Raw genomic sequence first — 18,538 nt, forward strand, 5'->3', positions numbered from 1 at the left:
ATTTTTTCTGTTTGGCGCACCGCAGAGAAAAAGCTAGACGATTCACTGGATCATCTAGCTTTTTTATATAAACACCTTCTTGTTAAATACGCCAATTTAGCGTTTCAAATCATGACTTTTCGGTAATGTTCTTACCCATGTGAACAGCACGACTGTCTGGATAATTAACATAACGACTAAACCTATACGTATCCAGAACATATCAACCATCCAAATTGAAAAACCTACTACAATATAAAGGCTAATGAGCAACTGTATCTTCTTGCGCATCGTGTAACCTCTATATTTACGAAAATCTTCCACATACGCTTGATAAATATGTGTTTTCACAAGGCGCGCATGCAGGCGATCTGAACTTTTAGCAAAACAAATCACAGCAACTAACAAGAAGGGTGTTGTAGGTAATAATGGTAACACTGCACCGGCAAATCCTAATAAAGTAAAGATAACGCCGACGGGAATTAATATATACCGCATATACGATTCTCCCTTGTTAGAATAAGTCAATTATATATACAGTATTAATAACTTTCAATCTAAAAAAACAGAAATGATATTTTGAGACGTTTTCAATAATATTCGTTGTACATGAATATTTAAGATATTCACAAAAATGGTATCAAAAAGGTATCACTCGAGGATAAGACATGCATAAAAGCTTTCAAACGCAATGAAATCATCTATGTTAAAGTCAGTAAGTGACTAAAATGTAATAAATTCCTTTCACTTTAATCATTTACTGAAGAACTGCTAGAAAATGTATATTTCATGCGGGTTGGATGGTTTGCGCTCACTCCCCTAAATGTTAGTATCCTCATTTCAACACCATATGATGTTTAACTTTTATTTCCTACGAATGTCTACGCTCATCCAATGCCCCAAGTGCAATATTTGTGTACGTCAAATCCTCCATAGGTGGATTATGAAGTCCCGCGCGCATATCACGATAATAACGCTGTAATGGGCGATCCATTTCTAGACTTTTAGCGCCTACAATTCGCATTGCCAAATCAACGACTTCTAGTCCCTCATTCATAACAATGACTTTACTAGCCGCTGTCTCTGCTGCAATATCATCTGTCTCACCCAACTGTTGGTACGCACGTGCTGTACTCCAAAGCATATGACGTGCTGCTAATAGCTTAGTCTCCATTTTACCTAAATTTTGTTGCACAACAGGCAAATCACTGATTGTCCCTTCAATGCTATTAGGGCTATGCGTTAAGCTGAAATCAAACGCATAGTCACGTGCTGCCTGCGCAATTCCTAAATACGTACTCGGAATATGAAGTAACCAGCCATTTTGAAACTTAGGTCCTTCTCCTTTTATTTCCACCAAATATTTTTGATGTACCCTAACATCATTTAATATTAAATCATGACTTTCTGTTGCTCTCATTCCGACAACATTCCAATTATCCGCAACTTCTAATCCTTCAGCTTCTTTTGGGATATAGAAAAAGCCTACCGTCTCTTTGTCAGGTATATATGCAGCCACAATTACATGCGTTAAAGCACGACTCATGGATGTAAATGTTTTGACACCATTTAAAATATATGTCTCGCCATCCAAGATTGCATTTGTGCTAGGTCTACCACCGCGTGTTGGGCTACCTGTTTCAGCCTCACTCACAGCACGATTAATCAATGCCCCTTCTTTCACCGCCTTGGCAAATTCTTCTATTACTTCACTATCCCATGCTTGTCTTTCAAAAATTTCTCCTACTAAACCAACATGCCATCCAATTGATAAAGCTGTTGCACCATCTATAGACCCTAACACAGATTGTAATACGACCATGTCTTCAATTGTTGCCCCTGCACCACCATATTCTTTGGGCAAGGTTAATTGTGTGTATCCTGAATCGACAAGCCACTGAATGTTTTCATACGGAAAGCGACTTTGTTCATCATTCAATTGTGCATATGACTGAAATTGACTTCGCTGACTCTCTAACTTCTGAATCCATTTCCGTTGAATCTCTGTTTCAATTAAAACTGATCTCATGATTTTGCTCACACCTTTTATTCTTAGTTATCTACTCGACATTATAATATATTTTGCCAAGAATTCATATACCACCTTCAAATGACACGTAATTGCCATAATTTAAAGACAAAAAAGCTGATAGTTACACGCTCAAAAAATTGTGTAACTATCAGCTTTTCAACATGGTTTCAATATTGTATTTATACTTTCGTAATAGCAAACGACTCATCACTTAACTAAACCAATAGTTTTATCGTTTAATGTAGAAACTTCTTGAAAAAGCACATATTTGATAGTTTATTTTATTCTTTATTAACACCAATGTCTCTTATTTACTAGAATATCTCGTGGTTTTATGCACAGACCTTCAGCCAAAATATTGATATTATCATCGATGTCTCGTCTATCATACACTTCACTAAACTAAGTTAAAATAACTTCTCTATCTTTTCAAACAACGCATCCATTTTACGATATTGTGGTTTACTCACTTCAACAATGACTGTTCTTTCATCCTGTTCATTTCTCTTTTTCGATAAAAATCCTAATTCTTTTAATTTTTGTAGTGCCTTGGTAATATAATACGGTTTAAACTCGGATGCTCGAATAATATCTTTTACATTATAAGATGGTCTGCGGCTATCATGAATAAATGTCAAAATGAATAATTCTTCATACGTCAAATTATACTCACGTTTAATTGTTGATTGTAAGTACTTAGACGTATAACTAATGACCATGAGTTCTTTCATATCCTTAACTGCAAACTTTTCCATACAGTTCCCCCCTATACATGCATCTCTAAGTAATTTACAGATACATTAAATATACATTCAAACTATATAAAGATATAAGTTTAAATAGTTTGTTACTATATTTTAAAATTCATTCACTTAGTTAGCAATCTTTTCTCATTTATTTTTCACTTTTTTTCATTTTCAATTCCACTTCACTTTTATTACATTTAGCGTTATAATTCTTTTTTTAGATATTAGCTTAGTTTGAACGAAATGTCTTTCTGAAAAACACAAAAAGGCTAGAGTATCAACTACCCTAACCTTCAAAACGTTCAATTAAGTTGTTTTGAAAACAATTATATTTACCAAGCTATAACCTGCAAGTTTAGCAATATCTATCATATCTTGTACATATTTAATAATGTCTGTTCTCTATCACATCTATTTTCGACTCATACCGCCGGCTGTTTTATGACTTCATCACTTTCTAACTTCCGTTGTGTTACTTAAAATATCTCTTTTACTACTTATACATTTACTGTATTGTGAACTTTCTATTTTTCTATGTTATTTGTTTGCAAAATACTCGTCAACAATCGGTTTGACTTCCTCACCGAACAAACGAATCGCATTCATTGTACGATCATGTGGCATAGAGCCTATTGGTAAATGCATCATAAAACGCGTAATACCTAGCGCTTCAACGGTATCGATAATTTTCTGTGCAACCGTTTGTGGACTACCAACATACATCGCACCGTTCGGGCCAACCTCTCTTTGAAAATGTTCAACTGTAAATGGTGGCCAACCACGCTCTTGTGCTAAGATGTTGTGATATCGTTCTGTTGGGAGATAAAACTCACGCTGCGCCTGTTCATCTGTTTCAGCAATGTAGCCCCAAGAATGTGATGCAACTTGGATTTTACTTGAATCATGCCCTTCTGATTCAGCTGTAGCTCTGTACATTGCAATGTTGCGTGCAAAGCGTTTTGGATTCCCACCAATAATCGCATAAGTAATCGGTAAACCGAGACGCCCTGCTTTAATTGAAGACTCTGGCGTACCCCCAGTTGCTAACCAAATCGGTAATTCAGATTGTACTGCACGTGGATATACCCCTAAACCATTAATACTTGGTCGCAGATGACCTTCCCAATGCACAATCTCATGTCGGTTAATTGTCATCAATAACTCTAACTTCTCATCGAACAATTGTTGATAATAATTCAAATCGTAGCCAAATAGTGGAAACGATTCAATAAATGAACCTCGTCCTACCATAATCTCTGCACGACCATCAGAAAGACCATCAATTGTCGCAAATTGTTGATAAACACGAACAGGATCATTCGATGAGAGAACCGTCACTGCTGAAGTCAATTTAATATTTTCTGTCACAGATGCAGCGGCTGCAAGTACTGTTCCTGGATCCGATACCGCATAGTCTTCTCTATGATGTTCACCCAGCCCGTAAACGTCCAAACCTAACTGGTCTGCCAATTTTATTTCTTCAACGATATGACGAATTCGTTCGCCATTGGATAATGCTGGGAACTGTCCATTTTCTGTAAATATTTCTTGATTGTCTGCAAATGATGTTATACCTAATTCTACACGCATTGTACTGACCTCACTTTCAAGTATAATTTTTATACTTGAATAATACCTCGACTTTCTATACTTGTCAACATGCGTGCTTTTGGTTGGCGATAAGTACTGACATTTTCTTTTACAAGTAACACAGGGAACCTATTCGTCTGTCTTACTAAATCCAAACTATGCGCAATAGTGCTAAACAGCCAAAAAAGAGTGAGACAGAAATCTCATTTTCAAAAAAGATTCCATTATCCCACTCTGACAAAGATGAAATGAAGTGGTGAGAGACTCAATTAGGTCTTAAACACCAGAACACTATGCAAAATCAATCTTTAACTCGACCAAAACTGAGCAGTAGCTTATCGATATGTGACAATATTTTCAGCATGGCACATATCTTAATATCCTTACAGACACACTGCTACAAAATATTTTAAATTCTGTCGTGCTCCCAAATGTTATGGAACCCCCTGCTTCTCCACACCTATGCTCAATATTATGCTTTCGTATATTTATTAATTTGTTGTTGGACATAATCAACAAAGTCATTAATGTCACCTTTGTTAATTTGACGCATTGCTACATTACCTATTTCAAATCCTATCCATAATACGTCATCTTCTAATGTAATACTAGAAATTTCATTGTATGGGATATTGCGATAATAAAATTGTCCATTCATATCCACATTCATAATTAAACGCTCATTGGTTGCTATATAAGCTCCCTCAAATTCACGCTGACCGTTTACTTGATATTCAATTTTCCCCAATACTGTAGGTCCTGTTTTTTCAGTTGGGAATAAGTCTTCTGGATTAACTCTATCTAGAATCATTCGCGTCCCATCTCCTTTTCCTTACAAAATTACTTGATGATATGCAGTCTATTACGGGGAGTAAGGAACCTCATTTTCTAAAAAGGTTCCCCATTGTCCCCTCCTGGCAAAGCTGCACGTGAGCGACAAAGTTTGAAAAATATATTTCCACTCTAGCCAACGATTGCCTTTTCTAACTTTGAACAGTGTTTCTATTGACGTACCTATTACTCACTAATACGAAATAAGACCGATATTTTCACGTCCTAAATAATCAATCGTTAGGCCTTCATTGTAGAGGTCTCGATCTAATATTGTAGAGGCAATAGTAATAATCGCGTCAATATTTGGTGTAGGCACGCCTATCTCACGTCCTAGACTAGACCACAATACGAGTCCATAAGCGATATCTTCCGTTAAATAACGATTATTTACTTTATGTGGTCCTGGAATTTGGGAAAATACTGGACTGTGATTAAAAATTTTATTTAATGGCTCATCTTCCATTTCACGCTCTAAGTACCCACGTTCAATACGCGCTTCTTTGGCAGTCTCAAGTTCAAAGCCTAATTTTCGACCTAACGATAAGCGCTCTTGTTCTACAGCATGTAATAGACGCACCGTGTGTTTCGTAATCCCTTCTTTGTACAATGCGAAGTGGTCACTGTAATCAATACGTCCTACATTTAATAATACTGGCCCTGGATGCACTTCTGGATTACCATTTTCAAGATTTGTACGCCATAAACACTCTTCTTTCACGATATATGGATATAGCTGTTCTACTTTATTGAATGCATCAACTAAGTCTTTTTCGTCAAACGTTGAAAAATAGACTTTACGCACTTTTAACGATAAATCTACTTTCCCTGCTTCAAAATCAACACGTGTGCCATATGTTAAAGTATTCGCTTCAGCAAAAACGGGACGTGTCTCGAGATTGTATTCCTTCAGTACTTTAATAAAGCGCGCTGACCCCATTGCTGCTGCCATATTAAAGAAGACAATCTGATCATCTTTCAAATAATGTGCCATCAATTCAGCATAATATTCAATAAATGAAGATGGAATAACAAGCATTACAACTTCTGCATCTTCTAAAACGTATGCCATATTATCACTTACCGATGTGAACTCGACAAAGCTTTCCTTACCTTCATTATTGTAATGAAATCCCCCTTGTGCTATGGCTTTATCGAACTTATCAATCGATTGATTACGACAATACAATTTCACTTCATGACCTTGATCTACCATGTCAACTGCTGCTGTCACAGCACCATTTCCCGAACCTACAATTGCAATTTTCATATATACCCTTCTTTCGATTTTTAAAATTTGGTTGATATTCTTCATCCGTATATTTAATAGCATCGTATCAAATTAATATCCAAAAATAAATGATTCGTCGTTTTATATTTATTTTTACCCTCTTCCACCTATAATTATGTTATATATTGAAGTTTTTTATCAATCTCATGTAAACTATAGAGAAAGATAATGATAATATGAAAATAAGGAGGTGTCCATATGGAAGCATCAAATACAACGACTGAATCTGTCTATCCGTTAAAACCTTCTGATGACGAACGTTTGATGGCTGTACTAATCTATGTTACAAGCTTTTTCACAACGATTATTTTACCCCTCATCATTTGGCTAGTAAAACGTGATGATTCACGCTTTATAGATGTTACAGGCAAAAACTATATCAATTTTATTTTATCTTATACGATCTGGAGCGCCATTGGATTACTATTAGTTTTGGTACTCGTTGGCTTGATTATTTTACCTATCATAAGCTTATTAGTATTTATATTCCATATCGTTGCAATTGTTAAAGCATATCATGGCGAAGACTACTTACCCCCTTTATCTATACGCTTTTTCTCTTAATCGCATAAAGTAAGATGAACTATACCATAGTGCTACATATTAAATAGCGCTATGGTATTTTTTATATAGGCGCTCCATCTTCTTCCACTGAGATAGCCCATTCCTTGTATTCTCGCGTATGGTTTTCTATACTTAAAGAGAAAGGTGGGAATTTACGATGAAAAAAGTTTTTGTTGCAGGCCCTATTCCAGAAGCAGGGCTCGAACTATTACAAGCACATTTTGAAGTGGATGTGTATGACGGTCAAGGTATTATTGATAAAGAAACATTAAAACAAGGGGTTTCAGACGCATTTGGCCTTGTCAGCTTATTATCCACAGAAGTAGACCAAGAAGTGATTGATAGCGGTAAAAATCTTGAATTCATTGCCAACTATGGCGCTGGTTTTAACAATGTCGATGTTGACTATGCAAGACAACAAGGTATTTCTGTATCGAACACACCAAAGGCTTCTACTAATGCGACAGCTGAACTTACAATGGGTATTTTATTAGCAGTTGCACGTCGTATTCCTGAAGGGGACCAACTCATGCGCCATGAAGGTTTCAACGGATGGGCACCACTCTTCTTCAGAGGACGTGAAGTATCAGGAAAAACAATTGGAATTATCGGCTTAGGTGAAATAGGCAGTGCGGTAGCGCGCCGTGCTAAAGGATTCGACATGTCTATTTTATACACTGGACCAAACCGTAAAGAACAGCGCGAACAAGAACTTGATGCAACATACGTTGATCTAGAAACATTATTAAAACAAGCGGACTTTGTTGTTATTAATGCAGCTTATAACCCAGCGCTCCATCATATGATTGATGCCGAACAACTTGCATTGATGAAATCAACAGCTTACTTGATTAATGCAGCACGTGGTCCGATTGTACATGAACAAGCATTATTAGAAGCATTACAAAATAAAACAATTGAAGGTGCAGCCCTCGATGTTTACGAGTTTGAACCAGAGATTACAGAAGGGCTTAAAGCATTGAACAATGTTGTTATTACACCACATATCGGTAATGCGACATATGAAGCACGCGACATGATGGCGAAAATCGTCGCACAAAACTTAATTAAACAATCACAAGGTGAAACACCTGACTTTATTGTTAACTAATGATAAAAACCGTGATGTGAAGCGCTCAAACTTCATATCACGGTTTATCTTTGGGCTCTACAGAGGTGAAAACAAAGTAGAACTTATTTTATTTACTCACTTTTCGCTTTGTATAAAAACTTCAATTGGCGTGCAATAAGCCATGTTGGCAATTGGTGTACAAAACGATTACGCACACGCATACTGATACGCCCTTGCTTCTGTGCTATACGTCCAATTTTGCGCGAACGCTTAATAACTTTCGCTGTATGGTTCACACGTAATCTGTCGTAGCGTTTCAATGCTGTCACCAATGTATCATATTTGTCTAATGTATTCGCAAGGACAATCGCATCTTCCATCGCTTGCCCTGCACCTTGTCCCATATTAGGTGTCGTTGCATGTGCCGCATCTCCGAGTAATACAACGCGCTGTTGATAAACAAATGTTTTCAATGGTTTCAAATCATAAATATCATGATGTAAAATTTCAGTTTCTGGCTGTTGATCTAACACTCGACGTACAGGTTCTGGATATTGGTTAAAATATGCTTGCAAATAAGGTTTGTTAAAACGCTTATAATGCAAATCATTTTCATTTGAATTAATCGCAGCAAACCAGTATGCGTCACCATTCAGCAGTGGAACAATACCAAAACGCCCTTTGGCACCCCAATACTCATCCGCAACGTTGCCCAAATCAGGCATATCTGAGACCATCCCTCTAAAGCATGTATAGCCTTGATATAGCACCTTAGCTTTGGGAAACATTGATTGACGTACTACAGAACGAATGCCATCTGCACCTATGACTAAATCAAAAGTTTGGCTCGCTTGCTTACGAAAATGAATACGTGCCATCGTTTCACTGCCTTCTACCGACGTGACTTCATGATTAAAATGTAACATCTCATCTGATACATAGCTCGCAATCGTATCAACAAGTGTTTGACGTAGCACTGTCACATTCGTTGTTTTCTTGTCAAACGGCACCTCGCAAAGCACATTCCCATGGGCATCGAGCATACGAGTCGTTTGCAACAGATGTCCTATGTTCTTAATTCCTTTTGCTAGATCACGATCTCCTAGTTTTTCAATCACATTGCCACCGATTCCAATGCCTGCACCGACTTCTTTAATGCTCGATTGCTGCTCGAAAACATGTACTTCATGCTGTTGTTCACGCAATAATGCTGCTAAAGTCAAGCCACCAATGCCTGCACCGACAATCCCTATTTTCATAGCATTCACCTCAATTTTTCACATAATAATCTTTCAGCACACGTTCTTTTTTTATTCCATAAGACTTATAATAATGTGCCATTTGTTGCGCAATTCGAGTTGCCCAATCAACATCACTAGCATATTGATGCGTTCCAGGCGCTTGGGGATTCCAACGCATTTGATAAAGCGTTAGTTGACCATTCTCAAAATATTGCTGTCTTACAAATTCAGCGCCACCCATAATGGCTTTTTCTGGAGACGTCCACTTCGCTTTCATTGCATAACTTGTCCCAGTCTTTATGGCATCACGATCAAATGCACCAATCCCAAAAAAGTTATAATAGCGCTGATTCCCTTTTTGGATACCTTGTGCTAGTTCAGATTGCCCTTGTCCTGTTTCGAGCTGTGCATGACTCACTAAATAAATGACATTCACCTCGTAACGTTTTTGCGCTTCTAAAAAGACTTTCCCCTGACCTTCAAGAATACCGCTACCTTTCAACATCTCATTCACTTCTGCTTCTGACATATTCACAGGTTCTGATAAATCCATATACATCAAATCAGAGTCTGTATGCTTTATCTTCATTGAATGTTTAATATCTTCATGGGTCGCTTCAACAAAACCCGCTTCCCCTGATTTGGTATGTAACACACCATTTTGAAGCTGTTGTTCATACGCTTCTTCAAATGTATATACTTTATGATTTCTGAATATGGACGTCTCATTGACGATGAGCAATCCAACAAACACAAGAAGTATCACACATACGAAAAAGGCTGACGGGTGTGACTTCAGCCATTGCTTCATATCAAAACCTCTCTTATTCTATTGATTGAAATAATGCCAAATCATAAATGCAACAAATAAAATGACAATGGCATAAATAATATTAGCAGTACGTCTTAACTTCGGTCTTCCTTTGAATAGCATATTAAATAAAACAATCGTAATTGTCAAAGTAAGTAAGAAACAACCTAACGCCCATATAGGTCCTACAAATATAAATAAGACAATGCCAGCGAGCAATATAACATTGGATATCACGGCAAGCAATAAGATTTTATGTTCCTGATGCATAAGCGACCTCCTTCATCTTTCATTTTATTTTATCATGAATTATCTCCAAATGACGGATGAGTTACATCACTTTACTTCCAAATAAAAGAAGCAGCCTCAGCCGCTTCTTTTATTGCTTATATTTTACATGCACTTATCGTGACATGCCTTTTAACATGTTTAAGAAATACGTTAAACTTTGATTCATATCGTCATCTTTCAGCACACCCATAAGCCCCTTGATAGATGTTCTAGCATTTGGACTTGCTTGGTTCGCCACACGAATACCTTTATTAACTTTATTAAGTAGGACACGTAACTCATCTGTATCAAGGTCACCTAAAATAAAGACCATCTGACCAATATTGTGCAAAAATCCTGCATACTGATCTTTGTTCAATTCAGTAACCAACTTTTCAGTAATAGTGCCCCGTTGTTTCACCGCACCATTCAGCGCATCTAAAATTTTGGCATCATCTAAGGTTTTCACAAGATCAATGACTTTTAAAATACTTTCTTTATTCTCAGCAATCTTATCTGTCACTTCTGCAATGTTTTCTGCCTTAATCTCCGTTTCCGACTTTTCAATGCGTTTAATTTTTGTGATTCTCTCTGCCATTATTTCCTCACCTGATTCCCTGGGAAGACATAATCTGGACGCTCCCATTTTTTATCTACACGCACACTCAACTGCGGATTGCGATGCTTGTTGCGGAAGTTTGTTGGATTCAACGGTGACTTACCACGCTTACTCAACACTTCCATACGGCAACATGTCGCTTTATAAGCAGGTGTATGTGTTTCTGGATCTGTCAAACTACTTGTTAAATAGTTGATGGCACCTGCTGCGTTATCATTCAATGGCATGTAAATTTGTTTGCCTTTTACGCGCTCTGTGATGTGTACGTGACCTGTCGCCTCACCCGTTTCAGAAATCAACTTCACAGCTGCTCCTTCGTGAATACCACGATCTTCTGCAAGTTCTGGTGAAATTTCAATAAATGTTGTTGGCATTTTATATTTAAGTCCTGGCACTTTATACGTCATATTTCCTTCGTGGAAGTGCTCTAATAAACGACCATTATTGAAATGTAAATCATACGTTTCATTTGTTTTGTAGAAGTTATTAAAGTCCACCGCAAACAACTTCGCTTTACCATTGTCAAAGTTAAAGCCTTCTGTAAAGAGCAATGGTGTATCTGTACCATCTGCAGCTACTGGCCATTGTAAGCTATTGTAACCTTCCAATCTATGGTATTTCACACCTGCAAACATTGGTGTTAAGTCAGATGCTTCGTCCATAATTTCTGAAGGATGTGTGTAACCCCAATCGTAACCCATCTCCTTGGCAAGCATTTGTGTAATTTGCCAGTCTGGTTTTGAGTCGCCTAACGGTTCTAACACTTGATATAAACGTTGGAAACGACGTTCTGTATTAGTGAACGTACCGTCTTTTTCAAGTGATGGTGATGCTGGTAAAACAACATCTGCATACTCGGCTGTAAAAGTTAAAAACTCATCTTGTACGACCAAGAAATCTACTTTTTCTAGTGCCGCTTGTACATAATTAATATTTGAATCTGTAATACCTGTATCTTCACCTAAAATAAACAAACTATGCACATCACCTGCATGGATATGATCCATCATTTGGTGGTTATCGTAACCAGGCTCTTTTGGCAGCTCAACACCCCAAGCCTCTTCAAATCGGCCGCGTGCTTCGTCATCTTGTACACCTAAGTAGCCAGGTAATTTGTCCGGCATACTACCAAAGTCAGAACATCCTTGTACGTTATTATGACCACGCAATGGATAAGAACCCGCACCTGGTTTCATATAGTTACCAGTGATTAATAATAAGTTAGAAATCGCGGTACTTGTATCAGAACCTGTTTCTTGTTGTGTCACACCCATCGCCCAGCAAATAGACACGCTGTTTACACTTGCAATGTCGTGTGCCAATTTCACAAGACGCTCTTTTGAAATGCCTGTTGTTTCTTCTGCAAAGTCCATTGTGTACGGCTCGAGTGATTTATAATATGTGTCGAAATGATCTACCCATTGATCAATAAACGCTTGGTCATGTAAGTCATGGTCAATGATATATTTCGTCACAGCTGATAACCATACTAAGTCTGTACCTGGAAGTGGTTGGAAAAATTCGTCCGCACGTTGCGCCATCTCATGTTTACGAATATCAAAGACATAAAGCTTTTGTCCGAATAATTTATGCGCTCGTTTAATACGTGACGCAATAACAGGATGCGCTTCTGCCGTATTCGTACCAATAGTAATGACCATTTCAGCACTACCGATATCATCAATAGAACCTGAGTCACCACCATGACCTACTGTTCGGAATAAACCTTTAGTGGCAGGTGCTTGACAATAACGTGAACAGTTGTCGATATTATTCGTTCCGATGACTTGTCGCGCAAATTTTTGCATCAAGTAAGACTCTTCGTTCGTTGCTTTTGATGACGAAATGAATGTCAACGCAGATGGACCGTATTCATCCTTAATGGCTTGCATACGTTTGGCAACATATGGAATTGCCTCGTCCCATTCCACTTCTTCAAATTGACCGTTGCGACGAATTAATGGTTTCGTCAAGCGCTCTTCAGAATTCACGTAATCCCAACCGAACTTTCCTTTTACACATGTTGAAATTTTGTTAGCTGGTGAATCATGCGATGGTTGCACTTTTAAAATTTCGCGATCTTTCGTCCACACTTCAAAGCTACAGCCGACACCACAATATGTACATACTGTTTTCGTCTTTTTAATACGTTCTTCACGCATTGCTGCTTCAGAGTCTGAGATTGCAAACAGCGGACCGTAACCTGTTTCAGCTTTCTTCGTCAAGTCAATCATAGATGCCAACGATCCCGGTTCAATATCCGTCATATAGCCTGCATTACCGACCATGTTATTCTCCATCATTGCGTTACATGGACATACTGTTGAACATTGCCCACAACCTACGCAAGAAGAGTCATTAATTGCGACATCGTTATCCCAAATAACACGTGGGTGTTCTCGCTCCCAATCGATAGACAATGTCTCATTCACTTGGACATCTTGACATACTTCCACACAGCGGCCACATAAAATACATTGATTCGGATCATATCGATAGAAAGGACCAAAGTCAACCTCGTATGGTTTCGGCTTGTATTCATATGTTTGATGCTCCAAGCCCCATTGATCCATCGTATTATGAATTTCACAATTTCCATTGTTATAATCACACACTGTACAATACAATTGATGCTTTTCTAAGATGCGATCCAATGCTTCCTTTTGGCTCGCTTGTACATGATTACCTTGCGTATTCACAATCATCGGGCGATCTATAACTGTACTACATGCACGTTCGATATGCCCATCAATTTCAACAGCACATGTATCACAAGTTTCTATTGGCCCCAAAGATTCGTTATAGCAAATAGAAGGTACAAAGGTGTGTTGCGTTTTAATGAATTCAAGTAAATTCGTACCCGGTTCAACGAGGTACTCTTTACCATCTAAGGTTAAAACAAGATGTTTTTGCATAATATCCCCTCCTAAAAATTATCTAAGATGCCCCCACATACTTAGTACTTCTATTCTACCCTTTTTACAACAAAATGTTAACGTTTTCTATTAATTTCACACTTCAACAGTTACTGACTAAAGTGAGACATTGAAAACTTTTTAGCAAAAATAATATTTCTATTCTACTCATCATACAATTACATTTTTAAAAGGATGATTTTATGTCTATAACAATGCCTAAAAGTAAAACCCTTAATATCTCAGTTCCTACTACCCAGCCCGTAACGGCTTTTCGCCATCACGTTTTTATCCATGCCGGGCGCACCTAAAAAGCTCCTTGAACACCAAACATTCAAGGAGCGTATTTAAACCATCTATTCATTTTTTATGTTTCAGCTACAGTCCCAGATTTGAACGCAACACTTCTGTCAACTGCGCTAAGCTATCACTATCCGGCACAAAGTAGTACAAACCATCATCTTGTATACCATCTGATCCTTCAAGTTGATGACGATTCACATTGTCGTTGGCATCTGAATAATTACTGCGTATCTGATTCAACTCTGACAAGCTCAAATCCGTTTGAACATTGTCGCTCAATTGATTCATTAAGCCATTAAAGTTTGCCAATGATGACACGCTTGTCAGTTTGTTAGCAAGCCCTTGTAACACCAATTGCTGACGTTCTTGTCGCCCAAAATCACCACCGGCACCGTCTTCTTTTCTGCTGCGAATGAATGCCATTGCAGTTTCACCATCTAAATGTGTCTTCTCACCCTGTGTAAATTGATGACCTTCAGCTGTAAAAGTCGCATTGCTCACCACATCAATGCCACCTACTGTGTCGATAGTGTCTTGCAAACCGTCCATATTAATCGTCGCATAATGGTCAACTGGTACATTTACCAAATTTTCAAGCGTCTTAACAGCCATATCCGCACCACCATATGCATAAGCATGATTAATCTTTTCAATTGTGTCATGTCCCACTATTTCTGTTTGTGTGTCACGCGGAATACTTACCATTTCTGTTGTTTTTTTATCTGGGTTGATAGATAGCAACATAATTGTATCACTGCGTTCGCCACCACCGGCACTGGCACGTTCTTCATTCGAGTCAACTCCGAATAACGCTATTGTAAAAGGCTCACCTTTACTCAAATCCACTGTACTTGATCGCAATTCTGAATGCTCGCGATTAAGTGGATTATGAATCGCACCGCCAACAGCAAATAGCTTAATCGCTAAGTAAGCCACAGCAATGACTGCCAGTATGAACAAGATTGCTATAATGCGTATCATCCACTTCATGACTGGATTTTTTCTTTTTTTAGATCGTGTATAAGTCAACACACTCACTCCATTTCCATTCTGCCATCTAAAGCATCTTTGTCGCTTTCGATAAATTTTTCTAGCGAACTACTCACTACTAACTTTAGTTGTTTATATTGATTATAGCGTACTAACAAAAATTCACAATACATCCTGAGTCGCAGCCTTTATTTTTGATAGCCACCTTTTTGTAACAAGATGCGTAAAGTCTCTTCATAACAACCTGGGTTGCTAATAATGAACGGGCCACCATATATGAAATCAATAGGTTGTTCGTGAAAATCTGTCATCTTCAAGCCAAGCATTTCTGCAAATAAAAACTGTGCGCCAATATCCCAAGGCTTAGCATTTGTATGGATATGGACACCAAATTGACCCGTAAAAACTTTAGCTGAATCCAATCCACATGCACCAATCAAGCGATAGCCAAACGATGCATCCAACAAATCATGCATCGTCACATCATTAAGTACCTTGTTGTTAAAAGAAATCAGGCTATCTTCTAAGGGCATTGTAGGGGGTGATGGCAAATGCACGCCATTCAAATAAACGCCCTTTCCTTTCACAGCTTGAAACAACTTTTGTCTAGGATAATCATAGATATACGACAAAACAGGTTCACTATTATAAAACAATGCTAAAATCACGCAGAAATCATCTTGTTGCTTCACGAGATTGGCTGTCCCATCAATTGGATCCAACACCCATGTAAATCCTTCTCTTAAACGCTGTGTATCATGATGTGCTTCTTCCCCATACAACTGATGTCCTGGAAATTTGGTAATCATCAATTGTTCGAAGCTTTGCTCAATCGCCTTATCGACATTCGTTACTAAATCAAATCGACTTGTCTTCGTTTGTAAATCCATTTTCTTCAACATTGTTGGCAAACTATATTTGAGCTCATTGAACCATTGCATGACATAATGATCTATCTGTTGTAATTGTTCCATTATCAATCTCATTCTCACTCCTATTGCTGTAAATACAAATGGTAATTATCTAAGGTGATGTCTTGGGTGTGAATTGTTTTATAGAAAGAATAAGAAATATCAACTATCTCTGAAACTTTCACCTTTTTCGTATAACCACCCCCAATGTGATAAACAATCGCATACCACATGCCTAATTCTACAATCAAACCAATAAACACAACATTCTCCACTAATAATTGCTGTGATGAGTCCGAACGATATTCCAATGCCATCACTTTGCGCTCTTGACAATACACCACAATCGCACTGAACAAGCTTGGCAATAACATCGGTGTATGTTGCTCGATACGAATATAACGATTCATATGTTGTATCGTTTGACGCAAGGCCACATTAGGATGTCTTAACAGCTTGTCAAGAATAGCTGAGATTTCTTGTTGATAGGGTAACGTTGATAGCGATACACTTTCTTTTAAAACTAAATATAAAGCATACACTTCACCGTCTGATAATGTTAAATCATTATTATTCATCAAAGACTGTATGCGATAACCACCTTTTTTCCCCAGATGCGTTTGCAAGTGAACCCCTTTTGACTCAATCTCTTGAATATCTCTTTGTACAGTACGCTTGGATACATTTAAATGCTCAGCAAGTTCTGCGGCAGTTACATGCTCGAGTTGTTGGATTAAATATACTAACTTTTGTTGTCTTTCTTCTTTTTTCATTCACATCGCCCCATTATACCGTCTTCATCTTATCCTTATTATAGCATGGTACTGTTCATATCAAATAAAAGGTCATCAATTATCTAAAAGTGTAAAATTTACCAATATTTTTTATAGAAAACGCTTACAATTTTATGTGAACTATGCTATTATTTAACTTAGCTACTAGAGGGGGGATGGGTACGAACACATCTTTCAAATGAGGGGTAACTATTTCGTCAATAGTAAAGTTTGAAACATGATATGTTGTACTTGTTCTACACTAGATTGAACATCTTCAATATTTATTACTTACTTTCCTTTCTATCCGGACAGTGTACATACACCGTCCGGTTTCTTTTGGTTTTCCTTCTATCTCTTTGACCTACATTAAATATATGATATCTATTACCATTGCGACTGTATTATTTAGAATGTGCAATGCAATTGATACGCCTAAGTTGCGCCCACTCTTCATATAAACCCACACCAGTGGTACCGCTAGTATCAAATAATCAATTATCTCAAATGGTGACGTTGCAAATATCACATGGACACCTGCAAAAGCCAATGTTGAAATCACTGCCATCACATAAAAGTTAAATTTCTTACCTAATTCTCCGATCAATAAGTGACGGAACAATATTTCCTCTACAATCGGCGCTAAAATAGCAATCAGTAGAAAATTAAAAGGCAGTAATACATTCCAATCCAATGATTCTTCAATCGCCATTTCATTTTGCGGGGTATCATATTGATACACTTCTGGCAAAAACTGTATGAGATAAACATTCAATTCAGATAGCACTGTCATAGCAATATAGCCGATAATAATCCATAACCAGTTAGATCGAATCCCTTGTAAACCTAATTGAAAACGCTCTGGCATTGTACGATAATGCATCAACCAAAAGCATATAATAATTAAAATATTTGATGCGACCTCTGATAGTACGCCTATCGCATCATAAAAATCCACATCTGTTAACCATTCTGGCGGATTCAAATTCATAAAAAACATGCCAAATATCAATATCACCATGATATATCCGATCAACAGCGGTCCAAACATATATAAGGGTATCGTCCAAAAATCACGCCACGCAATATCTCCCCATCTGTATTTCGACATTTTATTCCTCCTCTATGTAGCATCATTGCAAGTAATCAATGGGAAGCGCTCAACAATCTCAGTTTGCTTTGAGATGCTGTCATCCAATTCTTTACATTGTACTTTATCATATTATAAACCAAAGGGTGAAAAACTATGAAACATTCTCAAAAACTAACACTCACACGGGCATTTGCCAATCTACAAACACTGCTCACATTAGTCGATCATTATGACTTATCACGCGCACAAAAAAATGCTGATGTTGAACCTCACCTTGAAAAACTAAAAAAACAAGTCTCCACATACTATACTGCACTAGCACATCCCGACCATCTGACATCATTTCCTTTCTCAAGTTATGATGCTTATTATATCTGTTTAGACAACCTATACCACAACCCACTCATTCATGTTGATATCGGATGTCAAGAGGTCATCAACAGTGGCTATCTCACAATCATCTTACGCGCTATCTATCGCCTTGAACATTTCTCATAATCGTCATTA

At 37.6% G+C, this 18,538-nt stretch carries 18 protein-coding genes; 3 read left to right on the top strand and 15 right to left on the bottom strand.

The window, feature by feature from the left end; genetic code table 11:
* Positions 1-96 precede the first annotated feature (96 nt).
* The 6 genes from NXS11_RS03875 to NXS11_RS03900 form a co-directional block, all read right to left on the bottom strand.
* Positions 97-477: a YbaN family protein gene (locus NXS11_RS03875; RefSeq protein WP_259199128.1), complete on the bottom strand. Its 381-nt coding sequence runs from the start codon at positions 475-477 to the stop codon at positions 97-99.
* 373 nt (positions 478-850) lie between these two features.
* A complete protein-coding gene (locus NXS11_RS03880; RefSeq protein WP_259199129.1) occupies positions 851-2,008 on the bottom strand; it encodes an acyl-CoA dehydrogenase family protein in 1,158 nt (385 codons plus the stop codon).
* A gap of 410 nt (positions 2,009-2,418) precedes the next feature.
* Entirely contained in the window at positions 2,419-2,766 is a 348-nt protein-coding gene (locus NXS11_RS03885; protein ID WP_259199130.1) for a transcriptional regulator, SarA/Rot family, read from the bottom strand.
* Between the two features lie 528 nt (positions 2,767-3,294).
* A complete protein-coding gene (locus tag NXS11_RS03890; protein ID WP_259199131.1) occupies positions 3,295-4,347 on the bottom strand; it encodes an LLM class flavin-dependent oxidoreductase in 1,053 nt (350 codons plus the stop codon).
* Between the two features lie 472 nt (positions 4,348-4,819).
* Complete coding sequence (locus NXS11_RS03895; protein ID WP_259199132.1) at positions 4,820-5,158, bottom strand: PH domain-containing protein; 339 nt, start codon at positions 5,156-5,158, stop codon at positions 4,820-4,822.
* A gap of 213 nt (positions 5,159-5,371) precedes the next feature.
* Positions 5,372-6,448, bottom strand: a complete 1,077-nt coding sequence (locus NXS11_RS03900) for an NAD/NADP-dependent octopine/nopaline dehydrogenase family protein (protein WP_259199133.1) — start codon at positions 6,446-6,448, stop codon at positions 5,372-5,374.
* A gap of 219 nt (positions 6,449-6,667) precedes the next feature.
* On the opposite strand from NXS11_RS03900, the gene NXS11_RS03905 reads away from it, so the two are divergent.
* Positions 6,668-7,033: a DUF4870 domain-containing protein gene (locus NXS11_RS03905; protein ID WP_259199134.1), complete on the top strand. Its 366-nt coding sequence runs from the start codon at positions 6,668-6,670 to the stop codon at positions 7,031-7,033.
* Positions 7,034-7,190: 157 nt separating this feature from the next.
* Positions 7,191-8,144 carry a 2-hydroxyacid dehydrogenase family protein gene (locus tag NXS11_RS03910; protein WP_259199135.1) on the top strand — a complete coding sequence of 318 codons (954 nt, stop codon included), beginning with the start codon at positions 7,191-7,193 and terminating at the stop codon, positions 8,142-8,144.
* Between the two features lie 92 nt (positions 8,145-8,236).
* On the opposite strand, the gene NXS11_RS03915 is transcribed toward NXS11_RS03910, so the two are convergent.
* The 9 genes from NXS11_RS03915 to NXS11_RS03955 all read right to left on the bottom strand — a co-directional run bounded on the left by NXS11_RS03915 (position 8,237) and on the right by NXS11_RS03955 (position 18,049).
* Positions 8,237-9,364, bottom strand: coding sequence for an FAD-dependent monooxygenase (locus NXS11_RS03915; protein WP_259199136.1), 1,128 nt, complete (start codon positions 9,362-9,364; stop codon positions 8,237-8,239).
* 10 nt (positions 9,365-9,374) lie between these two features.
* Entirely contained in the window at positions 9,375-10,157 is a 783-nt protein-coding gene (locus NXS11_RS03920) for an N-acetylglucosaminidase (protein ID WP_259199137.1), read from the bottom strand.
* Positions 10,158-10,175: 18 nt separating this feature from the next.
* Positions 10,176-10,427 carry a hypothetical protein gene (locus NXS11_RS03925; RefSeq protein WP_259199138.1) on the bottom strand — a complete coding sequence of 84 codons (252 nt, stop codon included), beginning with the start codon at positions 10,425-10,427 and terminating at the stop codon, positions 10,176-10,178.
* A 133-nt stretch (positions 10,428-10,560) separates the two neighbouring features.
* Complete coding sequence (locus NXS11_RS03930; protein ID WP_259199139.1) at positions 10,561-11,025, bottom strand: helical membrane plugin domain-containing protein; 465 nt, start codon at positions 11,023-11,025, stop codon at positions 10,561-10,563.
* The gene (gene fdhF / locus NXS11_RS03935; RefSeq protein WP_259199141.1) at positions 11,025-13,961 is read right to left on the bottom strand and encodes a formate dehydrogenase subunit alpha; all 2,937 of its coding nucleotides are present in this window, start codon (positions 13,959-13,961) and stop codon (positions 11,025-11,027) included. The genes NXS11_RS03930 and fdhF overlap by 1 nt, the downstream gene beginning before the upstream one ends.
* A 378-nt stretch (positions 13,962-14,339) precedes the next feature.
* On the bottom strand, positions 14,340-15,254 hold the full coding sequence (locus tag NXS11_RS03940) for an LCP family glycopolymer transferase (RefSeq protein ID WP_259199349.1): 915 nt from the start codon (positions 15,252-15,254) through the stop codon (positions 14,340-14,342).
* Between the two features lie 188 nt (positions 15,255-15,442).
* The gene (locus NXS11_RS03945; protein WP_259199358.1) at positions 15,443-16,234 is read right to left on the bottom strand and encodes an inositol monophosphatase family protein; all 792 of its coding nucleotides are present in this window, start codon (positions 16,232-16,234) and stop codon (positions 15,443-15,445) included.
* 14 nt (positions 16,235-16,248) lie between these two features.
* Positions 16,249-16,938 carry a helix-turn-helix transcriptional regulator gene (locus NXS11_RS03950; RefSeq protein ID WP_259199142.1) on the bottom strand — a complete coding sequence of 230 codons (690 nt, stop codon included), beginning with the start codon at positions 16,936-16,938 and terminating at the stop codon, positions 16,249-16,251.
* Positions 16,939-17,302: 364 nt separating this feature from the next.
* Entirely contained in the window at positions 17,303-18,049 is a 747-nt protein-coding gene (locus tag NXS11_RS03955) for a CPBP family intramembrane glutamic endopeptidase (protein WP_259199143.1), read from the bottom strand.
* A 135-nt stretch (positions 18,050-18,184) separates the two neighbouring features.
* Here NXS11_RS03955 and NXS11_RS03960 point away from each other — a divergent pair, with 135 nt between their 5' ends.
* Positions 18,185-18,529: a hypothetical protein gene (locus NXS11_RS03960; protein WP_259199144.1), complete on the top strand. Its 345-nt coding sequence runs from the start codon at positions 18,185-18,187 to the stop codon at positions 18,527-18,529.
* The last annotated feature ends 9 nt before the right edge of the window (positions 18,530-18,538 follow it).

The organism is Staphylococcus americanisciuri (genome assembly GCF_024814435.1).
Lineage (GTDB): Bacteria > Bacillota > Bacilli > Staphylococcales > Staphylococcaceae > Staphylococcus > Staphylococcus americanisciuri.